This is a genomic window from Actinoallomurus acaciae (genome assembly GCF_042429965.1).
In the GTDB taxonomy this organism is placed as follows: Bacteria; Actinomycetota; Actinomycetes; order Streptosporangiales; family Streptosporangiaceae; genus Actinoallomurus; species Actinoallomurus acaciae.
On sequence record NZ_JBHLZP010000266.1, the window covers coordinates 1 to 1604 of the forward strand.

The window sequence follows — 1604 nt, forward strand, 5'->3', positions numbered from 1 at the left end:
GGCGAGCCGCGCGCCGGTGGCCGCGACCAGTCGCCCGACGGCGGACAGCGCGCCCGGCACCGCGCCGAGCCGCTCGCCGACGAGGATGATCGCGCCTTCGCTCTTGAGCAGCTCCGCGGCGGCCTTGCCCGCGGTGTCCAGCCCGACTCCGGTGATCAGGTTGCCGAGCGTCTCGGCCTCGGCGCCGGGGGCGGTGGCCACCAGCGTGCCGCCGATCTTGGCGAGGCCGCGGGTGGCGAACGGCGCGATCGAGTACGCCTTCAGGCCGTGCTTGCGGGCCGCCTTGCGGAGGCGCAGGAAGACGATCGGCGACTCCTCCTCCGGCTCGAAGCCGGCGAGGAGTACGGCGGGGGCCTTCTCCAGCTCGTCGTAGGTGACCGAGATGGGGCTGCCCGCGACGGTCGCCGCGAGGAAGTCGGCCTCCTCACGCGAGTGCGCGCGGGCGCGGAAGTCGACGTCGTTGGTGCCGAGGGCGACCCGGGCGAACTTGGCGTACCCGTAGGCGTCCTCGAGCGTGACCCGGCCGCCGGTCAGCACGCCGGTCTTGCCGCGCGCCTTCGCCAACCCCTCGGCCGCGATGGTCAGCGCCTCGCTCCAGGAGGCGGGCTCCAGCACGCCGTCCTCGTTACGAACCAGCGGGTGGGTCAGCCGGTCCGGCGTCGTGGTGTAGGTGAACGCCCAGCGGCCCTTGTCGCAGTTCCACTCTTCGTTGACCTGCGGGTCGTCGCCGGCGAGCCGGCGGGTGACCTTGCCGCGGCGGTGGTCGGTGCGCTGGGCGCAGCCGGACGCGCAGTGCTCGCAGACGCTCGGCGACGAGACCAGGTCGAACGGCCGGGACCGGAAGCGGTACGCCGCGCCGGTCAGCGCGCCGACCGGGCAGATCTGCACGGTGTTGCCGGAGAAGTAGGACTGGAACTCATGGCCGGGCGCGAGGCCGACCTGCTCCTTGGCGCCCCGCTCCAGCAGGTCGATGAACGCGTCGCCGGCGATCTCATTGGAGAACCGGGTGCAGCGGGCGCACTGGATGCACCGCTCGCGGTCCAGCAGCACCTGCGAGGACAATGCCATCGGCTTGGGGAAGGTGCGCTTCTTCTCCACGAACCGCGACTCGCCGCGGCCGTTGGACAGGGCCTGGTTCTGCAGCGGGCACTCGCCGCCCTTGTCGCAGACCGGGCAGTCCAGCGGGTGGTTGATGAGCAGCAGCTCCATCACGCCGTGCTGGGCCTTGTCGGCGACCTCGGAGGTGAGCTGGGTCTTGACCACCATGCCCGGCATCACCGTGACCGCACAGGACGGCTGCGGCTTGGGCATCCCGCGGCCGTTGCCGGCGTCCGGGATCTCCACCAGACACTGGCGGCAGGCCGCCACCGGCTCCAGCAGCGGGTGGTCACAGAACCGCGGGATCTGGATGCCGAGCAGCTCGGCCGCCCGGATGATCAGCGTGCCCTTGGGCACGCTGATCTCGAACCCGTCGATCGTCAGCGAGACCAGGTCTTCCCGCTTCTCGACCTGAGTGTTGTCCGTGACAGTGCTCATGCTCGCGCTCCCCTCCTCACTCGCTCCGCGCGCGATGGAAAGAGGCGCTTCGCGAAAGTCATCGAGCA

General features: G+C 71.3%; 1 protein-coding gene. It reads right to left on the reverse strand.

Annotated elements, in window-relative coordinates; genetic code table 11:
- A partial coding sequence (locus ACFFNX_RS29380) for an NADH-quinone oxidoreductase subunit G (RefSeq protein WP_378209008.1) occupies window positions 1-1536 on the reverse strand: 1536 nt, incomplete at its 3' end.
- Window positions 1537-1604 lie beyond the last annotated feature (68 nt).